Genomic DNA, 22,747 nt, shown 5'->3' with positions numbered 1-22,747 from the left:
AGGTGGAATTGAGTTCCGACAGTCACGTCCCCAAATACGCGCAGATTGCCGATATTTTTCGCCAGCGGATCGCGCGCGGTGTCTGGACCCAAGGTTTTCGCCTGCCGGCCAACGAGGAACTGGCGGCCGAGTTCGGCGTCTCGCGCGTCACCATCAGGCAAGCAGTCGAGCTGCTCGCCCGCGATGGCGTCATCGAGGCGCAGCAGGGCCGCGGTACCTTCGTCACCGGGACTGTGCGACAGGAGCGCTGGCTCAAGGTCGAGACCACCCTGTCCGATCTCGCGGACATGTACCGCGACACTTCGCCGGAGATCATCAACATCTCGGAAAGCCGGAGCGATGCGCCGCTGCTTCCCGGAGACGGCAAGCCGGCCGAGAAATATGTCTTCATGCGCCGTCTGCACTCGCGCCAGAAACAGCCTTACTGCGTCATCTCCATCTATCTCGATGAGAAAATCTTCCGCAGGTCTCCAAAGCGCTTTCGCAAAGAGACCGTGATCCCGATCCTCAACGATCTCAGGGATCCCGCGATCGCCAGCGCCCGTCAGACGTTGACGATTGGAACCGCAGACATCGAGGCGGCGCGGCTGCTGCGCGTTCCTCTCAACTCTCCGGTTGCCGAAGTCCGCCGTGTCTTCACGACCGAGGACCGCACCGTGATCTATCTCGGCGAAGTGACCTATCGCGGCGATTTTGTTCGGATCGACATGGATCTAAGACCATAGCGCGCAAGGTTCATCGCGAAAACAGCTCCTGGTTCCGCCGTTCGAGCTCTTCCCCGTAGGTGCGCAGCACATGGGATTCGCTCAGGGTGCCGATTGCGGCGCGATGGTCGGCGCGGTCAACGACCGCGAGCACGTCGGCTTCGCTCCGTTCAAACGCCTTCAGGATATCGCGAACCGACGTGGTAGGCAGCAGGCACTCATCCTGCTGCTGAGCGAGCGACCCGAGCGGCTCGTCATCCCGATTGGAGACGGAATGCAGCGTCGCCGCCGCGACGATGCCGGCATAGCGGCCATTCGGATCGCGCAGCACGACCTGTCGGACCTGCGCCGGCGAAAACAGCCTCTGCGCCTCGCCGATCGGCATCGTGGTCAGTGCATTCTCGAAGTCGGTGCGCATCAGGGAGGCCGCGCTCATCTGACGGACCCAGCCGACGTCCTGCGGACCGCGGATCACCTCGCCGCGCAGATGGAAGCGCCATGTCGCAAAGCTGTAGCCGAACAACTCGCGGACGATCAGCGCGCAGACCGATGATGCAACCACAGCCCCGACTGTCACGGAGAAATCGCCGGTAATCTCGAGTGCGAGACAGATCATGCTGAACGGTGCGCCGAGCACGCCAGTCCCGAGCGCCGCGAGAGCCGCGATGGCGGCGGTGCCAGGCTGAAGCGCGAACGTGGGGAGGGGGCCGGTCAGCACGATGCTGTAGAGCTGACCGATCAGCGCGCCGAGCAGCAGCGAGGCGAAGAACAGGCCGCCGCGAAAGCCGGAGCCCAGCGAGATGGCCGATGCCAGTATCTTGAGCACGATGGTGGTCGTGAGCAGGAGCCAGCTCGGATTGCTGACCAGCAGGATCTGCATCGCGCCATGGCCGGCGCCGAGCACGGTCGGCGTCAACAGCGCGAGGCCGCCGAGGAGCAGGCCTCCGAGGATCGGCCGCATGAAGCCGCTGAAAAGAGTGACCCGCTGGAAGCAACGCTCGGAAAATGCGACCGCGAGCATGACGAGGATACCGACGAACGCGCAGATGATGCCGATCAGCACGGCCTGCCCGATCATCTCGACGGACACGGGCGTTGGGAATCCGGGCACCATCAGGAAGGACTGATGCGTCAACTGCCGCGCCACCAGCCACGCCGTGACGGCGCTAGCGATGACGGGCACGAGACCGGCGGAAGTGTAGGCCCCCAGCACGACCTCGAAGGCATAGAAGGCGCCAGCTAGCGGGGCCGAAAACGCTGCGCTGATTGCCCCCGCCGCGCCGCAGGCTACCAATAGCCGCATGTCGTTGCGGCGGGCGGCGAGGCGCTGGCCGACATGCGAGCCAAACATCGAGCAGATCTGGGTGTATCCCGCTTCCAGTCCGACCGATCCACCGAACCCGTTGGACAGCAGAGTCTGGATCGAGATCAGCAGGCTGCCGCGAAAGGACACCCGGCCGCCATAGAGCGCGTTGGCTTCGATGGCGTCAGCGAGTTGCTGTCCCTTCACGCGCCGCGAAAAGTAGAGCCCGATCAGCGCCAGGATTAGGCCGCCGAGTGTCGGGATCAGCAGCGTGCGCTGCCAGGAAATCACGCCCGTGGCGCTGAGATGCGCGTCGATGGGAATGTCGAACAGCAGCGAGTGCGAAATCTGGCTGAGGCCCGAGATCGCGGCGACGAGGACACCGCTCAGCAACCCGACGACAATGGCGACCAGGACGAGACCAGTCTCGCGACTGCGCACGAAATTGCGCAAGAACTGCGGCAGCAGACTGATGCCGGGAGCAGGCGCCGGCTTCGCGGCATTTTGCGCCAACGCCATCCTATGCCGGATCCCGCGGCGGCTCGGTGCGCACGACACGGAAGCCCATGTTGCTCGACGAGCTATCGGGCGTGTTGGAGCCTCGTGCCGCTACGCGGTAGCGATTGCAGTAGGACTCGTGGCAGAGGAAGGATCCGCCGCGCGTCGAGCGGTTCGGGGCAGGCTCGCGATTCAAGGGGTCCCGTGACGGTGTGAGGGGGGCCTCGCACCATTTCCAAACATTTCCGGCGACATTATGCAGGCCGTATCCGTTCGGCGCGAAAGCATGAACGGGCGCGGTGGCGAAATGGCTATCGTCCATCGTGTTACTATGGGATTTCAGCGCGTCCAAGCTGACGGCACGCTGCCGTCCCCGTCAAATCGAAATGCCGTTAAGCCACGGATTGCTTTGCTCTCCTGGCTCATCCGGCAAGAAACCCGCCATCCACCGCGACTACGGTGCCGGTAGCGTATTGTGATGCCGGCATGCAGAGGAACGCGACCGCCCCCGCAATGTCCTCCGGCTGACCCCAGCGCTTGAACGCGGTGCGATCGGCGATGCGCTGATAATGCGCGCGATCGGTGCGGCCAGCTGCGTTGATCGCCGTTTCGATATAGCCGGGGGCAACCGCATTGACCCGGATGCCTTCCTCGGCCCATGCCAAGGCGAGCGCCTTGGTCAGCATCACGACGCCGCCCTTGCTGGCGCAATAGGCCGGGATTCGCGGCAGCGCCAATGTCGCGTTCATTGAGGCAATATTGACGATCGAGCCCTTTCTCTCGGCGAGAAGTGGGTGGAACGCCATGCAGGTTCGAAAAGTGCCCGTGAGATTGACGTCAAGCACCTTCATGAAGGTCTTGATCTCGTACTCCTTGTCGCGGGCGAGAATTCCGGCGCAGTTGACCAGCGCATCGACGCGCTTTTGCTGTCGGGCGAAGGAGGCGACAGCGTCGTCGTTCGTGACGTCGAGCGTCGCGAGTGTGAGTCCGGCGCGCGATTTCAGCAGGGTGCGCGCCAGATCGGTCTCGTTGGCCGCCGTTGCGGTCACCGTCGCGCCGAGGTCGCAAAACTGGTTGCTGATTGCGGCGCCAATGTCGCCGGCGCCGCCGATCACCACGGCATGGAAGTCGGGCGCAAGAGAAAAATTTGAGCGCATTGAAAGGGTCTCACTTCAGGATTTGAGAGGGGGAGCCGTCGATTCACGGACCACCAGCGAGAAGTCGATCTCGCGATGCATGATGGTCTGCTCGCCGGCGAGGCTGCGCACCAGATATTCCCCGGCGCGCTGCCAGGTTTCTCCGGTCGGAACGTGGATCGTGGTCAGGCTGGGCCGCAAATGGCGGCTCCAGTCGAGATCGTCGAAGCCGACCACCGACAGGTCGCGCGGCACGGAAAATCCGTCGCGTTCCGCCTCGAGCAACACGCCGTAGGCGATGACATCGTTGCCGCAGACTACGGCGGTTGGACGATCCTTCAGGTTGAAGAGATAGCGGGCCGCTTCACGCGCGTCGTCCAGCGTATAGGGCACCTCGACATGCCATTGCGGGGGAAGCTCCAGGCAGTTCTCGGTGAGCGCGCGGCGAAAGCCGGCGACGCGAGCGCTGGCGCGGTCATTGTTGCGCTGGAGCGCCGAGACGATCCCGATGCTGCGATGGCCGAGTTCGATGACGTGCGCGGCGGCACGATGGGCGGCCGCTTCGTTGTTGGTTCCGACGCAAGGGTAGGGTCTATCAGGCTGGTAGATGCCGACATTGATGAAAGGCACCGCATTGTCCGCGAGCAGCTTGCGCAATCCCTCGTGATGGCAATCGCCGCGCAGCACAAGACCATCGACGCCGCGGCTGATCAAATTGCGCGCCTGCTGCAATTCGACGTCGAGATCGTAGCCGCTCGTGGTGAGAAACAGCATGTATCCGACCGTGGAGAGATACTGCTGGAGCGAGGCGATGCCGCGCGCAAACATCGTGTTGTCGATTGTCGGCACGATCGCGCCAAGGGTGCGCGAGCGGCGTGACGACAGGATGCGCGCCGGCGCGTGCGGGATGTAGCCGAGCGCGTCGATCGCCTGTTCGATGCGCGCACGCAAGGAAGGACTCACCGTATCGGGATTGTTGAGCGCGCGAGAGACCGAGGCCGTCGAAACACCAGCGCGGGCCGCCACGGCGCGGATGCCCTGTTTCACAGACTTGGCGTGGGTCAGTCTCATGAATGTAACGTTACATCCGACAGAGCAAACCGCGCGGTAGCGGTAACGTCGTAAATCTGCCGTAGATTGCGCAGCTTGTCCATCGCTTGACACGACGGATGTGAGCTTTAGATTGTAACCGTTTTCAAGTCGTGTTCAAATGGTCTGCCAGCTTAAGGCGGCCAGCCGGGAGGAGAATTCGATGAAGGCCAGGATGCTCGCGACGCACGTCGCGTTGCCCGTTCTCGCGATTGTCGCCGTCAGCGCGCAGGCTCGTGCGGCCGATTTCGACTGGATGAAGTTCAAGGGCAAGACCGTCAGCTTTCTCGCCAACAACAATCCGGTCGCGCAGGCACTCCTGACCTACAAGGCCGATTTCGAGAAGCTGACCGGCATGACCCTGAAGGTCGACGGCTATCAGGAACAGCAGATGCGCCAGCGTCTGGTCACCGTCATGAATGCGAACAGCGACGAGGTTGACGTGTTCATGACGCTGCCGTCGCGGGAAGGCGAGCAGTTCGCCGCGGCCGGCTGGTACGGCGATCTCACTGCGATGGCCAAAAACGAGGTGGCCAAGGAATACGACCCGGCCGGGCTTAGCCAGGCCCTGCTCAAGGCCGCGACCTTCGGCGGCAAGCTGACCAGCATGCCGATGAACATCGAAGGTCCGATCTTCTATTACCGCACCGACATCTTCAAGAAGTGCGGCATCGAGGCGCCGAAGACCATCAAGGACGTCGAAGCCGCCGCCGAGAAGATCAAGACCTGCGACAGCGCTGTCACGCCCTTTGTCTCGCGTGGCCTCAAGCCCGCGGTCGCCTACACCTTCAGCAACATGCTGCACAACATCGGCGGCAGCTACATCGCAGGTGGCAAGTCGAACCTCTGCTCGGCCAAGGGCAAGGAAGCGCTCGACATCTATAGCCGGCTGCTGCGCGATTTCGGTCCGCCCGGCGTGGTCAACTACAGCTTCCAGCAGATTTCGGCGCTCTATCGCAGCGGCCGCGCCGCGATGGCGTTCGAATCCTCGAACGAGTTGCGCACTGTGATGGAGGGCGGCGCGCGCCTGAAGGATACCGGCCTGTTGCCGTTCCCGGCAGGCGATGCCGGCCAGGTGCCGACCACGATCGGCTGGGGCATGGCGGTGTCCTCGCACAGCAAGCAGCCGGACGCGGCCTGGTACTTCGTGCAGTGGGCGACCAGCCCCGAGGTGCAGATGAAGATGGCGCTCCAGGGCATTGCCCCGCCGCGGCCGTCGGTTGCCAAGGATCCCGAATATCGAAGGTGGATCGACGAGGAGCCGGTGCGCAAGGAATGGCAGGACGCACTCGACGTGCTCGCCACCAAAGGTTCATCGGAAGTCGGCTATCCTATCATTGCCAATCCACAATCGCGCGAGTTCATCGGTCAGGCGGTTCAGGATCTGATCCTGAAGCAGAAGAGCGTCGATCAGGCCTGTGCCGACGCGGACAAGGCGCTCGATGCGCTGATCGCGCAGAAGTAACGGTCCGATGCCGGCCGGCTTCGCGCCGGTCGGCATCTCACTCGATCAGGGATACGGACGGATGTCGGATACGGCTGCGACATTGACGCAGGATCGGCAGAGGCTGGAGATGTCGGCGCTTTCGTCGCCAGCCGTGATCTTCACCGTCGCGATGATCGCATTTCCGGTCGTCTACACGATCTGGCTCGGTTTCCTGAATTTCTCCTCGACCGGCAAGCAGTCCTTTGCCGGCCTCGCCAACTATTCGAAGCTGATCTCCGATCACGAGTTCTGGCACGGGCTTTGGGTCACGATTGCGCTTTATGTGCTGTCGCTTGTGCTCCAGCTCGTCTTTGGCGTCTGGCTCGCGCTGGCGCTGTTTCACGCCAGGCGCCTGCCGGGAATCGTGCGCTCGTTATTTATCTCCCCCTTCATGATGCCACCGGTGGTGGCGGGCATGATGTGGCTCGTAATCCTCGATCCGTCGCTGGGCGCGGCCAATTATATCCTGCAGTTGTTCGGCCTGCCGCCGTCGGACTGGCTGGCCTCACCGACATGGGTCATCCCGACGGTGGCGCTGATCGATAGCTGGCAGTGGACACCCTATGTCGCCTTGATCGTGCTGGGCGGCCTGCAATCCCTGCCGCCGAGCGTCTACGAAGCGGCGCAGATCGACGGTGCTTCCCCGTTCAAGACCTTCCAGCGCATCACCCTGCCGCTGCTCCTGCCGACGATCGTCACCGCAGCCATCCTGCGCAGTGTCGACCTCCTGCGCTTCTTCGACATCATCTACATCACCACCCAAGGTGGCCCGGGCAACGCCTCGAACACACTCAACATCTACGGGTTCCGGGTCGGCTTTGAGTTCTTCAACATCGGGTATGCCAGTGCTCTGATGCTGACGCTGACGGCGATCGTGTTCGGTGCCGTGCTCGCCTTCAACCGCCTGCGCGGCGCAGTTGCCTGGTGACCTCATGACCGACGCAGCCACTGCCGACCGCTGGATCCGTTGGCTCAACACCCTGCAGCTCGTGCTGGCCGGCGTGCTCATCATGGCGCCGACGGTCTGGATGGTGCTGTCCTCGTTCAAGCCGTCCTTTGAGGTCACGGCCTATCCGCCGACGCTGATATTCACGCCGACGCTGGACAACTACGTCGAGCTGACGAAGACCACGCCGTTCCTCAGCTATGCGCTGAACAGCCTCATTGTCACCGTCGGCTCGACCGCGCTCGGGCTGCTGTTCGGAATTCCCGCCGCTTTCGCCGTCTCCTGGACGCGGATTTCGTGGCCGGCGATCCTGACGCTCGCGGCGCGGATGGCGCCCGGCACGCTGTTCCTGCTGCCGTGGTATGTCATGTTCCGGCAGGTCGGCATGATCGGTTCCTACACGGCGCTGATCCTGAGCCACGCGGTCATCACGCTGCCGATCGTGATCTGGGTGCTGCTGCCGTCCTTCGACGGCATCCCGCGCAGCGTCTTCGAGGCCGCGCAGGTGGACGGATGCAGTGTCACGCGCATTCTCTGGCGCATCGCCTTGCCGCTGGTCGCGTCCGGCGTGGCGGTCTCGGCGATCCTCGCCTTCGTCTTCTCGTGGAACTACTTCCTCTTTGCGCTGGTGCTCTCCAATGGCGACACCAAAACGCTGATCGCGGCGGCCTTCAATTTCATCGGCGAAGGCTCGACGCAATGGGGCGCTCTCATGGCCGCGGCGACGCTGATTGCATTGCCGCCGCTGGTGCTGGCGGCCCTGGTTCAGCGTTGGCTGGTGTCCGGGCTGACGCTCGGGGCGGTGAAAGGCTAGGTATCTGATGAACGTATCACCCCGACCGAATTCAATCATGCAGGCTGCGGTCTTCCATGGTGGCGACCGCATCACCATCGAGCGCGTGGCAATGCCCGATGTCGGCACTGGTGAGGTGCTGGTGCGCGTCACGCGCACCGCGCTGTGCGGCTCAGACTTCAAGCTCTGGCACAAGGGCGCCGAGTTCACCGCCGGTCATGAGATCTTCGGCGTCGTCGAGCAGCCCGGCCACCGCCTGCATGGTCGTCGCTGCGCCGTCTATATTCCCCTCCATTGCGACCACTGCGCTGCCTGCAAGCGCGGCGATACCCAGATGTGCCTGGAGGTTTCGAGCCTGATTGGCTGGAACCGACCGGGCGGCTATGCCGAATACGTGCCGGTGCCGGAAAACTGCCTGCTGCCGGTGCCCGATGACGTCGAGGACAGCCTCGGGCCATTGCTGCTCGACACCATCGGCACGTCCGGCCATGCCGTGCGCTTCGTCAGCCACGTGGTGCCGGCGAGTGAGGCCGGCCCGGTCCTCGTGATGGGCGCAGGGCCGGTCGGCCTCGGTGTCGTGCTGGCGCTGCGCGCGCTCGGCTATAACGACATCCACGTGGCCGATCCGAACACGGCGCGTCTGAAGATCGCACAATCGTTTGGCGCGAAGGCGCATCCGGTCGGGGACACCTCGAAGCGCTTCGCTCTCATCATGGAATGCTCCGGCGCGCATGCGGCGCGCAACCTCGGCATCGAGCTTGTCCTGCCGCGTGGCGCTCTGGTGCTGGTCGGCGAGAACGCCGCGCCCTGGACCATCGAAGAGGGCAAGGTGTTCCGCCGCAAGGACTTCTACATGATCCGGACCTTCTACTTCCCGGTCTCGGATTTCGAGCCGAACATCGAGCTGCTGCGCAAGTACAAGGACGAATACCGCGTCCTCGTCGACGGCGAGTTCGGCCTGTCGGCCCTGCCGGAGAATTTTGCCCGCTTTGCCAGGGGCGAGCTGATCAAGCCGGTACTGGCGCTGGATTAAGCGATCATGGCCTCGATCTCGATCCGCAACCTCGTCAAGCGCTACGGAAATTTCACCGTGATCCCCGATCTCGATCTGGAGATCGCAGACCACGAATTCGTCGTCTTCGTGGGGCCGTCCGGATGCGGCAAGTCGACACTGCTGCGAATCATCGCGGGTCTCGAGCCGATCACGTCCGGTGACCTTTATATCGGCGACAAGCGCGTCAACGGCGTGCAAGCCGCACAGCGCGACATCGCGATGGTGTTCCAGGACTACGCGCTCTATCCGCACATGCGGGTCTACGACAATATGTCGTTTGCATTGGAGCTGCGGGGAACGCCGAAGGCGGAGATCGACGCGCGCGTGAAGCGCGCCGCCGCGCTCCTGCACATCGAACCCTATCTCGACCGCAAGCCGAAGGAGCTCTCCGGCGGGCAGCGCCAGCGCGTCGCCATGGGCCGTGCGATCGTGCGCAATCCCAAGGCGTTCCTGTTCGACGAGCCGCTGTCCAACCTCGACGCAAAACTGCGCGGGCAGGTGCGCGCCGAGATCAAGGCGCTGTCGCAGGAGCTCAAGACCACCATGGTCTTCGTGACCCATGACCAGATCGAGGCCATGACGATGGCCGACCGGATCGTGGTGCTCCAGAGCGGTACGATCCAGCAATACGATACGCCGGAGACGGTATACGAGCGGCCGGCCAACCAGTTCGTCGCCGGCTTCATCGGCTCGCCCGCCATGAACTTCTTCCCTGTCGAATGGCGTGAGGAGCGGGCAATCCTTTTGCAAGGCGCAACGGCGGTGCCGCTGGACGGCGAGACCGCAAGCCGCCTGCAGCAGGCCGGCAGTGCGATCCTCGGCGTCCGTCCCGAGCATTTCGTCGCGGCGACCGACACGGCCGATGGCGTCGTCATCAACGTCAAACTGGTCGAACCACTGGGCTCGGATACGCTGATCCATTTCGACCTCGCCGGCGTCTCCGCCATCGCGCGGGTCGATCCGTCGCTGCGCCCGAAGGTCGGCGATCGTCTCGGCCTGCGTCCGCAACCGGGCAAGATGCATTTGTTCGATGCGGCCAACGGACAGGTCCTGCGGTGAGTGCGTTGGCGAACATTGGTGATCTGTCGGCGCTGGCGGACGTGGCGTCTAAGGCGAGGCCCGCGCACGTGATTTGCCTCGGCCTGTCTGCGCTCGACCAGGTCTGGCGCGTCGATCGGCTCTTCGTCGGCCAAAGCGAGAAGATCAAGGCCGTCGGATATGGCACGCTTGGCGGCGGCATGGCCGCTAATGCCTCGGTCGCGGTCGCGCGGCTCGGTGCGTCGGTCGCGTTCTGGGGGCGGGCAGGAAATGATGCCGCCGGCCACGAGATGCGATCGGCCTTCGCCGCTGAGGGTGTCGATGTTGCGAATTTCCGGCTGTTTCCCGATGGGCGCTCGTCCGTCTCCGGAATCATCGTCGATAGTTCCGGCGAGCGGCAGATCGTCAATTTCCGCGGCCTTTATGAGGAAGCTGCGGACTGGCTTCCGCTCGAAGCAGTTGCGCGCGCGTCCTCCGTGCTGGCTGATCCGCGCTGGGTCGAGGGCGCCGCGACGTTGTTCCGGGAAGCGCGGGCGCGCGGCATTCCGACGGTGCTCGACGGTGACATGGCCGATGCGGAGGTGTTCGAGCGGCTGCTGCCGCTGACCGACCATGCGATCTTCTCCGAACCCGCGCTCACATTCTTTGCCGGTTCGGCCGAAGACGAATCTCTGGCCGCGCTCGCGCGGTTCGGCTGCCGCGTCATTGCCGTCACGCGCGGCGAGGGAGGCGTGAGCTGGTACGAGAGCGGCCAGCAGCACCGGCAGGCGGCCTACGCCGTCGATGTCGTCGACACCACCGGCGCCGGCGACGTCTTCCACGGCGCCTATGCGCTGGCGGTCGGCGTCGGCCTCGATGTGCGCGCCGCCATGGGGTTTTCGGCAGCCACAGCTGCCATGAAATGCCGCCACGCCGGTGGCCGCAACGGAATCCCTACCATCAACGAGTGTCTTGCATTCATGAGGACGAATTTATGAGAACAATTGGAAAGAACCGCGGCCTGGCACGGCTTGCTGACGCGGATGGCCACTTTCGCATGGTCGCACTGGATCAGCGGCCGCCACTGTTCGACGCCATCGCGAAGGCGAAGGGCATCACACGCGACCAGGTCGAATATTCCGACGTCACGGCGGCGAAGCGTCTCCTCGTCGAGAACCTCGCGCCGCATTGCAGCTCGATGCTGTTCGACCCGAACTTTGCCGTGCCAGCTGCGATCGATCTGCTGCCGCCGCGCTGCGGCTTGATCATGACGCTGGAAGAGCACCGCGTCGAGGAGACCGCGGGCGGCCGCAAGTCGCGCGTGATCACGAACTGGAGCGTGGAGAAGATCCGCGCCATGGGCGGCGATGCCGTCAAGGTGCTTGCCTGGTACCGGCCGGACGCCGATGCCGCGGTGAACGAGCACCAGAAGCGCTTCGTGCGCGAGATCGGCGAGGACTGCGCCCGCCACGACATTCCCTATGTCCTCGAGTTGCTGGTCTATCCTTTCCTCGGCAGCGCCAATCACACTGCTGACTACGTGGAATCGCCGGGCAAGCTCCCAAGCCTCGTCATCGACAGCGTGCGCGAGTTTGCCAGGCCCGAATACGGCGTCGATCTCTTGAAACTTGAGAGCCCTCTTGCGGCCGACAGCCTGCCGGCCCGCGACGGCAGCGCGGAAGCCAAGGCGGCGCAGAAGGAATTCGATGCGATCGGCAATATCTGCCGCGAGCGAAGCATTCCCTGGGTGCTGCTGTCGGGCGGCGCTGCGCCCGAAAAGTTCGAGCGCGTCCTCGACTTCGCCTATGCCGCGGGCGCGGGCGGCTTCTTGGCGGGCCGCACGATCTGGCTCAATGCCGTCCTGAAGAATTTCCCGGACCCTGCGGCGGTTTCGGCGAGCCTGCGCAAGGAGGGTCTCGGGGTGCTGGAGCGGCTCAACAAGTTGACTACGGCCAAAGGAACGCCGTGGAAGGCGCGCTTTCCTGTGTTCACCGACATCAAGCAGGAGGGTGACTTCGCGCGCGCCTACTGAAATGGTGGCGGTTCCGCGTATCTGGGCTCGGTCGAGATTGCCGGGCCTGAGATACATGGGCTGCACCGCCCTTCCGATAGCGCAATATCGACGCGACCTTAGGGCTTGTGATCGCGATCGGCGCGATTTCGGCACGTCCGCTCAGGGGCAAACGACGACAAAGCGGGGAGGGCATTTCTGGTGCAAAGCGGACTTGCGAGCCTTGTACAGAGTGACTTACTCGAGCGAACTCGGCGCTCCAGCGCGTTTTCGCTGGCCGAGTACCGCGTCGAACCACAGCGCGCAGAAGAGCTGGAGCTGCTAGAGCCGAGGCGTTCATTTGGGGCCGCGCGCGATTGGCATTGCGCCTACGAACTGAGTTTCCTCGGCACAGCGCTGGCGGAGGAACGATCTAGTCTAATCGACGAGAGCGAGCCGGAGCGTTACGCCGCTACCTGCTCGATCAGTTGGACTCCTTTCCATTGACGGCATTCAATGAGTTCATGAGCGACTTCACACATTTCGATCAGTACGGCGGGGCGGCGTCCGACATTAGTTCTGGTAAAAGCGAGTAGAGGAAATTTGTCCGTGTAATTTGAGCGTCGCTGATCGACAGCGTCCGCCACGTGCCGTGTTCCTCATCGACATCGTGCAAGGCAGACATCGGTTTGATGGTTGCTCCCATGCCCTCGCTTACGCATTGCATCAGCAACTTAAGCGAATCGATCTCTGCGCTCACATTGGGCTTCACGTTGTGCTGCTGGAACTCTGTCTCCACCCTGCGCCGCAGGCCATGCGAGCGGGTAGGCAGTATCAGGAGGAGAAACTACAATCAATTGATTTTGCTGAACTATTTTCTTCGCATAACATTGATTATGGAATATATTCCTATTTTCCGAACGCCGAAATTCTATAATCGGACCTCAGATAGTCTCCGCCATTTCTAGGTACCGGTAGAACGCGTTCGCAAGCGCCATCTGACGAGGCGTACGACAGTCGACTTCGAAAAGACGAGGCGACGCCGCCACCACACAGATGCACTTCGCGCGCGAGGTCGCGACGTTCAGCCGATTGGCGCTGTAGAGGAACTCCATCCCGCGCGGCGCATCTGGGTGCTCGGACTCCGGCATGGCTACCCTGGATCGGTTGCTCGAGCTGTCTGGGATCTCCCGACAAAACGACGCTACGTGCGGCCTGTGACACGGCCAAGACGTGCGCGAGCGACATCTGCGCCGCCTCGTCGACGAAGAGCACGTCCACGCTGTCCGCGGCGTCGGGCCTCGCCCAGAACCATGCGGTCGCACCGTCGACCCGGCAGTCGGCATTCAGGGCGTTCAGGAACGCTCGGTTGTCGATCGTGAATCTGAGACCCGGCCGGTCTTCCTCCCTGTCTGAGAGCTTCTGCAGGCATTCGACGGCGAACCCTTGTTCGCGCGAAGCGATGCCTACCTCGTCGAGCAGATGTCGGATCACCTTGTGCGAGTTCGCGGTGATCCCGATAGTCCATCCCTCTCGAGCGAGCGCCAGAATCATTCGGGCTCCCGCGAAAGTCTTACCGGCGGGCGGGCCCTGCACGGGAAAGACGCTTTCATCGAGATCCAAGGCTATGCGGATCGCGGCCGCGACCGCGGGCTCACCGTCGACCTGCAATTGCCCGCTCCGCAGGCGCGGAGCGAGCGCCATCAGAAGGTGCCGCGCCGCTCTGCAATCGCCGTCGCCTTGCATTCCGTGGTCCGCGACGTACTCACCAATCCGCATCAGCGAGTCCGCGAGCACCTGCGTGTCGACGAAGTTAAGGGCGACGACCGCCTCGGGATGAAGTCCGGCGGTATCGGCGCGCTTCTTGATGTCGATCGTGCGGTCGTCCAAGGAGACCGCCACGAGGCGTCCGAACTTGTCGCCGCCGACGCTCCTGAGATCGTCGTCAGCCCGGATGTCGATGTCCTGCAGCGCGAACCGATACCGATGCACCGGTGCCTTGGGCGTCCCGCCGCACGGCTCAAGGAACTCAAGGTCCGCCAGACCGTCCCGCTCGTGAACGGGACGGACCTCGTGAACGCATAGAGCGGTTCGAGCTTCTTGATAGAATAGCTGTCGACGCTGGCGCGAACGGCGTGATGCATGACCGAGAACAGGTCGACGAAGATCTCCGCTCGGAGCAGGTCGTCGACCTCGTTCTCACGCGTCGCGTAACGGGCCGAGTCGGTCTTTCGCCATTTTCGTCGCTGTCATTCCAACCGGCCACATGTCAAAATAAGGCCAAAGCAATCATCACAGCTAGCGGCGATATCTCAGCACTGCATTGGCCGCATGCGAGTCCTGCGCTTCTGCTATCTGTCTTGATAATAAGCACCTCATGACCCGTCGGGCTGCAGGGGAGGCGTGCCGTGAGTGTGGAAGCTTTCGATGGTTTTCATTCCCCAGGCCTGGCCCTTCTTGCGCTCCTCCTCGGTCCAGATGATCGGCTTCCAATCGGGCGCCAGCACCAGCCGTGCACCGGCGCTGGCAACCTCTACGCGATTGCCGCCCGGCTCGTAGACATAGAGAAAGAAGGTCTGCTGGACGGCATGCTTGTGCGGACCGGTCTCGATGAACACGCCATTCTCGAGGAAGATGTCAGCGGCACGCAAAATATCCTCGCGGCTGTCGAGCGCGTAGGTGATGTGATGGAAGCGGCCTTTCACCCCGTGCGCCTCCCGCGTGTAGGCGAAGTCGTAACTCTTGTTCGTCGCCGTGAGCCACATGCCGGCTTCGGTGCCGTCGTTCAACACGATCAATTCGGTCGGACGGAAGCCCAGAAAGTGCTGAAAGAATTCCCGGTTCTGTTTGACGTCGACGGCGAGGCAGTTGAAATGATCGAGCCGGCGCACGTTGATGCCACGCGCAGGAAACCGTTGCGCTTGATTCTTCAGGGCCGGCCGCAAAGCGGGAGGCGCTTGGTACCATTCCGTCTCGTAATAGAGCTCGATCAGGTGCCCGTCGGGATCGCGAAATTGATAAGCCGGCCCGTGGCCCAGTTCGCCCTCGTGCCAACCCACTTCGTAGCCTGATCCCTTGAGTGCGTTGACGCGACGTTCCAGTGCCTGCGGGCTGCGGGCGCGAAAGGCGGCATGACCAAGTCCCGACGTCTGCGATGCTGTCAGCTTGAGCGAGTAGCGCTCGTAGTCGTCCCAGCCGCGCAGATAGACGGAATTTCCCCGACGCCCGCTCTCGGTCATTCCCATGACATCGACAAAAAAGCGCAGGCTCGCCTCGGGCTTTGGCGTCAGCAGTTCCAGATGGCCGAGATGCGCCACGTCCATGATCGGCTCGTCGTGCATGTATAGACTCCTCGCTCAGGATCCGAAGATCGAATGACATCCGGCGCTAGGCAGGTTCAATGCCGTGCCGACGTTTCGCCTGCTCCGCTTCGGCCGAGACCAGATAGCCCACGAACCGGCGCGCCGCCTCCGGATTGGACGACGCACTGCTGACTCCGGCCGAGAACACCGTCATTGCCTGAACCTCCGGAGGCAGCGCGTCGATCACGTCGATGCCCGGCAGATCGAGCAGTTCGCTGAGCTGCTGAAAACCGAGATCAGCTTCGGCTCGCGCCACCATTTCGCCGACCGGCACACCCGGCGGAGCCTGCAGCGCGCGTGGCGCAATCACGTCGGCGATGCCCCATTTTGCCCAGAGGTGCTTGAGATGGTCGCCGCTCGGCCCACTCGAATAACAAATCCTGCGCGCATTCAGGATCGCCTGCTTGACGGCTTCCTCGTTGGCGACATCGGGCCGTGCCGCGCCGGCGCGCACCGCCATCGCCATCGCTGAGCGCGCGAAATCAGCGCGGCTGCCGGAAACGAGATAGCCTTCCGCTTCCAGTAGCTGCATGACGTTACCGGCGAGAACGACGACATCGGCCGCGTCGCCAGCGCGGATTTTCCTCGCAACCTCCACACCGCCCATCGACGCGAGCACAACCCGGCATCCGGTGCGCTCCTGATAGGAAGCGGCAAGCTCGGCCAGTATCTGCCGCGTCGCCATCGACGAAATGCCAGTGATCTCCAACGTCACGTGCAACTCCGCGCCTATCCTGTTTCAGTCGATATATTTGAGGCCGGCTTTCGCCAGGGGTTCGCGCATATTGTAGAGGTCGAGGCCGAGGACCCCCGCAGCGAGCTTGGCGCGCTTACCCTCCTCGTTCGCCTCGCGCGCGGCCGCAGCCTCGGCCGTCTTCGAGACAATGGCGGCAGGCACGATCACGACGCCGTCATCGTCGGCAACAACCGCATCGCCCGGATTCACTGCGGCTCCCGCACAGACCACGGGCACGTTGACCGAACCGATCGTCGCCTTCACCGTGCCCTTGGCCGAGACGCATTTGCTCCAGACCGGGAAGTCCATCTCGGCCAGCGTTTTCACATCTCGCACGCCGGCGTCGATGACGAGCGCCAACGCCCCGCGCGCCTTGAAACTCGTGGCGAGAAGATCGCCGAAATAGCCGTCGGTGCACTCGGCGGTCAGCGCCGCCACCACGACGTCTCCGGGCTCAACCTGCTCGGCCGCGACATGCAGCATCCAGTTGTCGCCCGGGTGCAGCAGCACGGTGACCGCAGTTCCGGAAATCTGCGCTCCCGGATAGATCGGTCGCATGTACGGCTTCATCAGGCCGAGGCGTCCCATCGCCTCATGCACCGTTGCGACGCCGTAGCGTGCGAGCTTGCCGACGGCGGCGCGATCGGCGCGCAGGACGTTGCGTTTCACGATCCCAAGTTCGGTCATTTGGCGTTCCCTGTCAGCGTCCCCGCGCCTTCAGCGCAGCATCGAGCCGCGGATAGACGCGCCGCGCATTGCCTTCGTAGATCTTGTGTCGGTCCTCGGCGCTCAGGATCTGACTAGCCTCGATGTAGCGCCTGGTATCATCGAAATGATGGCCCATCTCCGGATCGATCCCGCGCACCGCACCGATCATCTCACTGGCAAACAGGATGTTGTCAACCGGGATCACTTTGGTGAGCAGGTCGACGCCGGGCTGATGATAGACGCATGTGTCGAAGAACACATTCCCGAGCAGATGCTCGCGCAAGGCGGGCTTTTTGAGCCCCTGCGCAAGGCCACGGTAACGGCCCCAGTGATAGGGCGCGGCACCGCCGCCATGCGGGATGATGAAGCGCAGCGCCGGAAAGTCCTTGAACAGATCGCCCTCGATAAGCTGCATGACGGCCGTCGTATCGGCGTTGATGTAATGCGCACCGGTGGTGTGGAAACAGGCGTTGCAGCTGGTCGAAACGTGAATCATGGCGGGGATGTCGAACTCCACCATCTTCTCGTAGATCGGATACCAAATGCGGTCGGTCAGCGGTGGGCTCTTCCACCATCCGCCGGACGGGTCAGGATTGAGATTGACGGCGATGAAGCCGAAGTCCCTGACGCATCTTTCGAGCTCGGGGATGCATGTCCTCGGATCGGCGCCCGGACTCTGCGGCAGCATCGCAGCACCGGCGAAATGGTCCGGAAACAGACGCGATACCCTGAAGCAGAGCTCGTTGCAGATGGATGCCCATTCCGAGGATATCGCGAAATCGCCGATATGATGCGCCATGAAGCTGGCGCGCGGGCTGAACACGGTCAGATCGATGCCGCGTTCGCGCATCAGCCGAAGCTGATTGGTCTCGATGGATTCGCGGAGCTCATCGTCGCTGATCTTCAGGTCGGCCGTGCGCGGTCTCTGCAAAGGATCGGTGATGCCGGCGATCTGCCGGTTCCGCCATGTCTCGAGAGCTTGGGGCGCCGTCGTGTAATGACCGTGACAGTCAATGATCATGTAGGCTCAATCCTCTTTGGAGGCTACCGGGCCGCGCTTGGCGCGAACGACGGCGGCAAGTCAAAACGACCTCGAGAACCTATCATGCAGACAGCATTGTCGTGTCATCCCGCGCTGCGGCAGCGGCCGTTTCGATATCGTAGTCGTAAAGCGTCTTGCGAAACGCGGCGGAGTTGGCGATCTCACGATCGCGCTGACCCAGATCCCGATATTTCGAATCGTAACGCAAACCGTTCTGACGCGCCTCGGCCTGGATCATGTCCGTGCGGGCTCGTCGTAGCCGCTCGTAGCGCAGCAGCATCCCGGGGGCGCTGGCCGCAGCGCAGCCTTCCAGCAACACGGCGAGCGCAACGCCATCCTCAATGGCTTGATTGGCACCCTGCCCGAGATGCGGCAGCATCGGATGGGCGGCATCGCCCAATAATGCGAGCCGGCCGTTCGTCCATCTCGGGAGAGGCCTGCGGTCATAAAGACCCCACCAGAAGCAGGTCGCGACCTTCGCAAGCAAGCTGGTAACGCGGGGATCCCATCCCGCGAAGGCGGCGGCCAGTTCGTCGCGATCGCCGGACGCGGACCAGGATTCGACGGTCTCGTTCACGGTGGGCACAAAGCCGACATAGTTGAGCAGCCGGCCGCTGCGCACCGGAAACACCATGAAGTGCTTGCCTTCGCCCATCCACACGAGGTGCACCTCTTTCTGCCATTCCGGCACTGCCTCGCTTGCGATCAACCCGCGATAGGCTCGCACGCCGGAATATTCGGGCGGCTGCGGCGCGGTCACGTATTTCTGCAACGCGGACTGGATGCCATCGGCGGCAATAACGAGATCAAATTCAGCATGGGCGCCGTTCGAGAAGGCGAGCCTCGCGCCGCCTTCATCTTGCTCGAAGCCCACACAGCGATGACCGGTTCGGATAGAATTCGCAGGCAGATCACGTGCCAATGTGTCGAGCATGTCGGCACGGTGCATGCCGTACATGCCGTTCCAGCCCGCGGAGTCAGTCGTCAGTATGGGGCCCACAACCGTCCCATCCATTCGGCAGTATTGCGAGCCGGGGCCAACCTTGGCCCCGACGCCGGCCAACGAGGGCCCAAGGCCCATGCGCTCCAGCTGGCGCAGACTGTTGGGGTAGATGAAGATCCCGGCACCGACTTCGCCGAGCGCCGGCGCCTGTTCATAGACCGTCACGTCGATGCCGCGACGGCGGAGCGCGACCGCGGCAGATAGCCCGCCGATGCCACCTCCGACGATCGCCACCCTCAAGCGCTGGTTCAATTCTGCGGTGCTCATCGGTGTCCTCATGACTGATAAAAAGAACTGTGCCGTCCTTCGACGACCTGGCCTCAAGGACGACGTGGTCGCGCGCCCAAATTCTTCGCCGGATAGCGATAATTTCCGAGCGATAGAACGAGAACGATCGCGGCAACCAAAGCGGCACTGAGACCGGCCAGGCCTGTCGTATAGTTGCCGCCGGCATCGAAAGCGTGAGCCATGATCCAGGGACCAGTCCCCGAGCCAAGGGTGAATAGCGCAAGGACGCAGCCGTAGATCACGCCATAATGCGCCATGCCGAAGTAGCGACTGGTCAGATAGGCCATGATGTCCCCCTCGGCACCCAACCCGAGACCAAGCAGCACGGCCGCCAATATCGCAAGCGAGCCGGTGGCGCCGCAACCCAGAATGGCGATGCCGACGAGTGGAACCAAGAAGCAGAATGCGCAGACGTAAGGGCCGTAGAAGCGATCGAGAGCCAGGCCTGACAGCACGCGGCCAACGATCAGCGACGGACCGGCGACGGCAACCGCAGTTGTTGCGGCACCCGCGTCGATACCGCGGTCGCGCAGGATCGGGACGATGTGTGCGATGGTGCCGTTGACGGCAGCCGCAACGAACATGATCGCCACTGCCAGGAACCAGAACCGATAATTGTGCAACGCCTGGCCCAACGTCATGCCCTCGGCCAGAGCCGCTTCGACGCGCCCCTCCTGCGGTCGCTCGCGCACGAGAAGTGCGACAGAAGGAAATCCAACCAGGAGCAGCAGCGCGCCAAGAGCGAAGTAGGCCTGGCGCCAACCGTACTCGACAACGAAGTAGTGAGTATATTTGGGGGCCAATGCGGCACCGATGCCGATGCCAGCAAGCGTGATGCCCAGCGCAAGGCCACGGCGCCCATCGAACCAGGTCGACACGACGCGCCCGTAGGTCAGGGTGGAATGACAGGCACCGACCAGGCCGAGGAAGGCGTAGAGCAGCATAAACGCCAGCGGGCTCGCTCCGAGCAACCCGCCTGCGGCCGTGGCAAGCGCGAAGATGACAATGGCCGGCAGGGCGACGCGGCGCGCACCGAACCGGTCCAGAGCGACCCCGACGAACGGCATGATGAGCGCGCCGGTCACATGGGCGGTCACGACGGCGGACGCGAGCACGCTCCGTTGCCAGCCGAACTCGGAACTGATCGGCTGCAGCAGCGCGCCGAACGTGAAAAGGATGATGGCACCATTGCCGACGACCAGCGCCAGCATCGACCCCAGCACGACGAACCAGCCCGCATAAATCTTTCCCTCGACTGTTTCATCGAGGTCTTGCTCATACGCAGACTCCGTCATCCGTCCTCCCGGCGGCGCCATCGTTGGTAGACGCCATTGAATCGCACTTGCAGCGCTCAATTGGACTTTAGGGAGGCCAGATTTATTTGACAATTCGCAGATAATATATGAAGCAATATGGATTCCTTATGAATGGATCCGCGCAATGGCCGTCACATTGCGGCAGCTCGAGGCATTTATCGCGGTTGCGGAAACCAACAATTTCACTCGCGCATCCGAACGGCTTGGAATGGCCCAGCCGATGGTGTCGGGACTGGTCCGCGAACTTGAGATTGAGATTGGCTTCCGGCTGTTCGATCGCACCACACGAAGGGTGCGGCCGACTGATGCTGCCGCCGAATTTCTGACTGATGCGCGTCGCCTGGTCGGCGAAATCGAGAGCGCGATACGACGCGCGAGGGACGTCGGCACACGCAAGCGCGGTCACATCAAGGTCGGGGCTCCGCCTCTTCTCGCCGCAGCGTTGCTACCGGGCGTCATACGGACGTTCGAGCGCTCGTCTCCAGGTGTCGCCGTTACCATCGTAGATCGCTCAGTGGCGGCAATAAACGAGCTGCTGCTTTCCGGAGAAATCGATCTCGCGCTCGGGACTTTCCGCCAAGACGAGGAAGCAATCGTCCGCATCCCCCTCGTTTCCTCGCGGTTCGTGCTGATGTGTCCGGCGGATAATCCGCTAGCAGCCGTTGCTCATCCGCGCTGGAGCGATCTTGCGAATGTTCCGATGATCGCGCTTCGTCGCGGTAACGGCATCCGCGAGCAGATAGAACGAGGCTATGCATCGGCCGGTCTGGATGCGAAACCGGCGTTCGAACTCGACCAGCTGACCACCGTTTTTGCGATGGTCGAGAATGGGTTCGGCATTACAATACTACCGCGCTATGCTCTCGGCGCATTACGTGCGCCGACACTGGTTACACGCCTGCTCGTTGATCCTGTGGTCGCCCGAGAGATCGACGTTGCACACCGGGAAGATCGATCGTTATCCCCGGCCGGCCTCGAGTTTGTGCGGCTCCTTCGGCTCAGTGCGCTAGAGCTTCAACGCCAGACTTCCGAGACAGCCTGAAGCGCCATCAAGCGGCGAGAGGGTCACGTCCTGACCCTTAGACGAACAGAGTGATATCCGGACCCCTTCCTTAGTTGCCAGTCAGCAGCGCGGCGGCGAGCGTCGTGATGAGATTGCACACCAGGGGCCCCGCGATGAAGATCGGGGCAAAGGCTGGTGACTGCCCTTCCCGCCCTAGGCCTTCCTATAGACCTTGCCAAACAAGGCAGTGACCAAATGGCTCCTAAGGCCTGCGAGGCGATGGTTGCGACAAATACGCCAAGCCAGTTTATCTGTCCGATTACATCGAACATTTCTTCCCCCTTAAGAGCGTACGATAAGGCCCGCGCCGGCCTTGTTTGTGAAATCGACGCACGCGCTATAAGCCTGTCCAACTGACAATTTCCGGCAGTTGGTAGCATGGCGCGTCCACGTTTGTTCCGGCTTCTTCAATGCATGCGGCAGATGCGGCCACCGATCACGGCGGCGCCTGCCAGAGGAGATGGAGGTATCCCTGCGTTCGCTCTACCGCGACATCGACAGCCTGCGGCGCCGCCGGCGCGCGCATTGAGGGCGAACGTGGCTATGGCTACCGGCTGGTCGACGATTACGCGCTGCCACCAGAGACCTTCACGCGTAGCGATCGAGGCGATCGCCCTTGGAATGGCCGAAGGGAAGGCGATGGGCGATCCGGGAATGTCCGCCGCCGCCGAGGCGGCGCTGTCAAAGGTCGTCGCGAGCCTGCCCGACACTCGCGAACAGCAATTGCTGCATGTCGTTTCGCGAGTGTTCAGACCCCACCGCCGTATGCAGGTGCCGCCCTTCCTTGAGATTATGCGGGAGGCATGCTGGCATGAACATGCCCTTGACATTGCCTATACCGACCAAGCCGGGACCGTCAGCGAGCGCACCATATGGCCGCTGGCGATCGTCTATACCGATCAGAGCTTGACCGCGCCGGCCTGGTGCTGCCTGCGCCAGGACTTCAGGCTGTTCCGTCTGGATCGATTGCAGCGCGTCGACAAGACCGGCCACAGCTTTCGCCCGCGGCGGGTCCCAATGCTGCGCACCTACGTCGCTCAACTTAATGCCCGCACCCAGCGATAGCTGTGAGATCACACCCTCCGTCTCGACCGCGTGCAGTAGGATTTCAGCGCGATGTACCGCGCGGCGGTGCAGACAGACTAGCGGCGGCCTGCGCGAGTCGCTCGACTGCGCGCTCCAGATCGGGTTCGGATATCCGGACAATGGCGGC

The 22,747-nt window shown here is 62.9% G+C and carries 22 protein-coding genes; 10 read left to right on the top strand and 12 right to left on the bottom strand.

Annotation, left to right across the window (positions count from 1 at the left end; all coding sequences use genetic code 11):
- The first annotated feature begins 2 nt into the window (after nucleotides 1-2).
- Nucleotides 3-725: a GntR family transcriptional regulator gene (locus AC5ZG5_RS31710; RefSeq protein WP_456645134.1), complete on the top strand. Its 723-nt coding sequence runs from the start codon at nucleotides 3-5 to the stop codon at nucleotides 723-725.
- Nucleotides 726-735: 10 nt separating this feature from the next.
- Here AC5ZG5_RS31710 and AC5ZG5_RS31705 read toward each other — a convergent pair whose 3' ends face one another.
- From AC5ZG5_RS31705 to AC5ZG5_RS31690, 4 genes are all read right to left on the bottom strand, one after another.
- Entirely contained in the window at nucleotides 736-2,526 is a 1,791-nt protein-coding gene (locus tag AC5ZG5_RS31705; RefSeq protein ID WP_456645133.1) for a chloride channel protein, read from the bottom strand.
- A 1-nt stretch (nucleotide 2,527) separates the two neighbouring features.
- Nucleotides 2,528-2,857, bottom strand: a complete 330-nt coding sequence (locus AC5ZG5_RS31700; RefSeq protein ID WP_456645132.1) for a formylglycine-generating enzyme family protein — start codon at nucleotides 2,855-2,857, stop codon at nucleotides 2,528-2,530.
- Between the two features lie 70 nt (nucleotides 2,858-2,927).
- The gene (locus AC5ZG5_RS31695; protein WP_456645131.1) at nucleotides 2,928-3,662 is read right to left on the bottom strand and encodes an SDR family NAD(P)-dependent oxidoreductase; all 735 of its coding nucleotides are present in this window, start codon (nucleotides 3,660-3,662) and stop codon (nucleotides 2,928-2,930) included.
- 15 nt (nucleotides 3,663-3,677) lie between these two features.
- Complete coding sequence (locus AC5ZG5_RS31690) at nucleotides 3,678-4,712, bottom strand: LacI family DNA-binding transcriptional regulator (RefSeq protein WP_456645130.1); 1,035 nt, start codon at nucleotides 4,710-4,712, stop codon at nucleotides 3,678-3,680.
- Nucleotides 4,713-4,893: 181 nt separating this feature from the next.
- Here AC5ZG5_RS31690 and AC5ZG5_RS31685 point away from each other — a divergent pair, with 181 nt between their 5' ends.
- From AC5ZG5_RS31685 to AC5ZG5_RS31655, 7 genes are read left to right on the top strand one after another with little or no spacing between them, the layout of a single operon-like run.
- On the top strand, nucleotides 4,894-6,195 hold the full coding sequence (locus tag AC5ZG5_RS31685; protein WP_456645129.1) for an ABC transporter substrate-binding protein: 1,302 nt from the start codon (nucleotides 4,894-4,896) through the stop codon (nucleotides 6,193-6,195).
- 7 nt (nucleotides 6,196-6,202) lie between these two features.
- Nucleotides 6,203-7,144, top strand: coding sequence for a carbohydrate ABC transporter permease (locus AC5ZG5_RS31680; RefSeq protein WP_456645128.1), 942 nt, complete (start codon nucleotides 6,203-6,205; stop codon nucleotides 7,142-7,144).
- Between the two features lie 4 nt (nucleotides 7,145-7,148).
- A complete protein-coding gene (locus tag AC5ZG5_RS31675) occupies nucleotides 7,149-7,976 on the top strand; it encodes a carbohydrate ABC transporter permease (RefSeq protein WP_456645127.1) in 828 nt (275 codons plus the stop codon).
- A gap of 7 nt (nucleotides 7,977-7,983) precedes the next feature.
- Nucleotides 7,984-8,988, top strand: coding sequence for a zinc-dependent alcohol dehydrogenase family protein (locus AC5ZG5_RS31670; protein ID WP_456645126.1), 1,005 nt, complete (start codon nucleotides 7,984-7,986; stop codon nucleotides 8,986-8,988).
- 6 nt (nucleotides 8,989-8,994) lie between these two features.
- Complete coding sequence (locus tag AC5ZG5_RS31665) at nucleotides 8,995-10,068, top strand: ABC transporter ATP-binding protein (protein WP_456645125.1); 1,074 nt, start codon at nucleotides 8,995-8,997, stop codon at nucleotides 10,066-10,068.
- Entirely contained in the window at nucleotides 10,065-11,024 is a 960-nt protein-coding gene (locus AC5ZG5_RS31660) for a sugar kinase (protein WP_456645124.1), read from the top strand. Before AC5ZG5_RS31665 ends, AC5ZG5_RS31660 begins: the two co-directional genes overlap by 4 nt.
- Complete coding sequence (locus AC5ZG5_RS31655; protein ID WP_456645123.1) at nucleotides 11,021-12,058, top strand: tagatose 1,6-diphosphate aldolase; 1,038 nt, start codon at nucleotides 11,021-11,023, stop codon at nucleotides 12,056-12,058. Before AC5ZG5_RS31660 ends, AC5ZG5_RS31655 begins: the two co-directional genes overlap by 4 nt.
- Before the next feature lie 505 nt (nucleotides 12,059-12,563).
- On the opposite strand, the gene AC5ZG5_RS31650 is transcribed toward AC5ZG5_RS31655, so the two are convergent.
- The 8 genes from AC5ZG5_RS31650 to AC5ZG5_RS31615 all read right to left on the bottom strand — a co-directional run bounded on the left by AC5ZG5_RS31650 (nucleotide 12,564) and on the right by AC5ZG5_RS31615 (nucleotide 20,450).
- Entirely contained in the window at nucleotides 12,564-12,848 is a 285-nt protein-coding gene (locus AC5ZG5_RS31650) for a LysR substrate-binding domain-containing protein (protein WP_456645144.1), read from the bottom strand.
- A gap of 77 nt (nucleotides 12,849-12,925) precedes the next feature.
- The gene (locus tag AC5ZG5_RS31645) at nucleotides 12,926-14,008 is read right to left on the bottom strand and encodes an AAA family ATPase (protein ID WP_456645122.1); all 1,083 of its coding nucleotides are present in this window, start codon (nucleotides 14,006-14,008) and stop codon (nucleotides 12,926-12,928) included.
- 383 nt (nucleotides 14,009-14,391) lie between these two features.
- On the bottom strand, nucleotides 14,392-15,357 hold the full coding sequence (locus tag AC5ZG5_RS31640) for a catechol 2,3-dioxygenase (protein ID WP_456645121.1): 966 nt from the start codon (nucleotides 15,355-15,357) through the stop codon (nucleotides 14,392-14,394).
- A gap of 46 nt (nucleotides 15,358-15,403) precedes the next feature.
- Nucleotides 15,404-16,093 carry a substrate-binding domain-containing protein gene (locus AC5ZG5_RS31635; RefSeq protein WP_456645120.1) on the bottom strand — a complete coding sequence of 230 codons (690 nt, stop codon included), beginning with the start codon at nucleotides 16,091-16,093 and terminating at the stop codon, nucleotides 15,404-15,406.
- 24 nt (nucleotides 16,094-16,117) lie between these two features.
- Nucleotides 16,118-16,801, bottom strand: coding sequence for a 4-carboxy-4-hydroxy-2-oxoadipate aldolase/oxaloacetate decarboxylase (gene ligK, locus AC5ZG5_RS31630; protein ID WP_456645119.1), 684 nt, complete (start codon nucleotides 16,799-16,801; stop codon nucleotides 16,118-16,120).
- 13 nt (nucleotides 16,802-16,814) lie between these two features.
- Nucleotides 16,815-17,843 (bottom strand): amidohydrolase family protein, encoded by a 1,029-nt coding sequence (locus AC5ZG5_RS31625; RefSeq protein ID WP_496165486.1) that lies wholly within the window; start codon nucleotides 17,841-17,843, stop codon nucleotides 16,815-16,817.
- A gap of 82 nt (nucleotides 17,844-17,925) precedes the next feature.
- Nucleotides 17,926-19,134: an FAD-dependent oxidoreductase gene (locus tag AC5ZG5_RS31620; RefSeq protein ID WP_456645118.1), complete on the bottom strand. Its 1,209-nt coding sequence runs from the start codon at nucleotides 19,132-19,134 to the stop codon at nucleotides 17,926-17,928.
- Nucleotides 19,135-19,187: 53 nt separating this feature from the next.
- Entirely contained in the window at nucleotides 19,188-20,450 is a 1,263-nt protein-coding gene (locus tag AC5ZG5_RS31615) for an MFS transporter (protein WP_456645117.1), read from the bottom strand.
- A 157-nt stretch (nucleotides 20,451-20,607) separates the two neighbouring features.
- On the opposite strand from AC5ZG5_RS31615, the gene AC5ZG5_RS31610 reads away from it, so the two are divergent.
- Both AC5ZG5_RS31610 and AC5ZG5_RS31605 read left to right on the top strand, forming a co-directional pair.
- On the top strand, nucleotides 20,608-21,513 hold the full coding sequence (locus AC5ZG5_RS31610) for a LysR family transcriptional regulator (RefSeq protein WP_456645116.1): 906 nt from the start codon (nucleotides 20,608-20,610) through the stop codon (nucleotides 21,511-21,513).
- A gap of 564 nt (nucleotides 21,514-22,077) precedes the next feature.
- Entirely contained in the window at nucleotides 22,078-22,599 is a 522-nt protein-coding gene (locus tag AC5ZG5_RS31605) for a helix-turn-helix transcriptional regulator (RefSeq protein WP_456645115.1), read from the top strand.
- Nucleotides 22,600-22,747: the final 148 nt, after the last annotated feature.

It is taken from the genome of Bradyrhizobium sp. Ses1 (genome assembly GCF_059512365.1).
The sequence above is the reverse complement of the archived record's forward strand: the minus strand, read 5'-3'. Positions and strand labels throughout refer to the sequence as shown.